At 37.3% G+C, this 1,788-nt stretch carries 1 pseudogene; it reads left to right on the forward strand.

Annotation, left to right across the window (positions count from 1 at the left end):
- Positions 1-292: 292 nt before the first annotated feature.
- Positions 293-1,788, forward strand: a pseudogene (locus tag AC6F8J_RS14180) (hypothetical protein); the annotation flags it as partial.

Consider the following 1,788-nt stretch of genomic DNA (forward strand, 5'->3'; position numbering starts at 1 on the left):
TAAAAGGAAGCCTAAAAATGGTATTAGCTTAAATGTGATATCCAAATGGAAAATATTAGATAATTTAAGACGTAGCATAGTCCCTGTATCCAAAACACTTTTCATTATCATAAATTTAGCAGTTATGCCCAAGGTTTTTTACTTGTGGCTGCCCTTAGTATTCTTTTCTGACATACTTAATTTTGCGTCTCTACTGTATGCCATAGTTTCACAAAAAATAAATAGGCCTCAGTTTACCATTGTCTATAAGGGTTTATTTAAAGAGATAATATTAATGTTTGAAAGAGCACTTATGGAGCTTGTAATCACACCATATAGGGCTCAGATTGCTACAGATGCAATCATGAGAACAGTCTTTAGAGTGCTCATCAGTCAAGAAAAAATGCTGAGGTGGAATACATCAGAAAATGAAGATGCTTCAGTTGTAAATACATTAAGTGGTTATTTCTTTAATATGTTTAGTGCGATTATTGCGGCTATGGTTTTAGTGGGACTATTAATAGTGCAGACAGTTCATCCGGTAGCTATAGCCATCTACGGTGCCTTAGCACTTGCTTGGGGCATGTCATTTTGGATGGCCTATCGTATGAGCCAACCAAGAGAAGGCCAACTGATAAGAGTCGCGTTAGAAGACAGAGAACTTCTTCTAGAGACAGCTCGGAGAACCTGGCTTTTTTTCAAAGATCATGCAACAAAGGACAATAACTATTTATGTCCGGATAATTATCAGTACGCACCTAAAGAAAAGCTATCTAACAAAACCTCTCCGACAAATATCGGTCTTCAACTGCTAGCCACGCTATCTGCAAGAGACTTTGGCTTTGAGACTTTAAGCACCATGATTGCCCATGAAGAAAGATTATTAGAGACTATTGGAACTCTGCCAAAGTGGAAAGGTCATCTTTATAACTGGTATAACACAAGCACCCTTGAAATATTACACCCGGATTATATATCTACGGTAGATAGTGGAAACTTTTTTGGGCACCTTATAGCCCTAAAAAACGGTATTATAGAACAACTAGATACACCTATTTTTACGACACATCTAATCTCAGAGCTTAGACACACATTAAAAACGAGTCAAACAAATATGTTGTTAAAAGATGATTACGGTAAAATAGGAGAGTTTTCAAAGGATCTTTCGAACATAAGAGCGCTTATAAAAAGCAATGAACAGAAATTGGATGAGCCTTCTCATAGAATAGAAGAACTGCTAAGTAGTTTAGATAGAATCATAAACGAGGCAGAAATATTTAACCTGGAAAGTATGCCCTTCTCAGATTGTCCTACCTTAGGACAGCTGGCACTAGAAGATAATGACGCTGCAAATGATATGGTTAACAGAATTGAAGCGATTAAACATACAATAGATACGATGCTTAAAGAAGCTGAGTTTAGATTTTTATACAATGAAAAACGATTATTATTTCATATCGGTTATCATGTATCATCTCAAACAAAAGATGCCGGTTGTTACGACTTGATGGCTTCAGAATCATCACTAACGAGTTTTATAGCCATAGCCAGGGGCGAGGTGCCCTTAAAACATTGGAGCAAGTTGGGCCGCCCTTTTACCATGATCGATGGTTTACCTTGTTTCGTATCTTGGAGCGGCACGATGTTTGAATACCTTATGCCAAACCTAGTCATGAAAGAGTATGATGGCTCAGTATATGCAGAAACATCTAAAGCTGCAGTACTACAGCATATTAATTATGCTAAGCATATGTCCATACCTTGGGGCATATCTGAGTCACAGTATTATCGATTTGACTTAGACGCCAA

It is taken from the genome of Petrocella sp. (assembly GCF_059865615.1).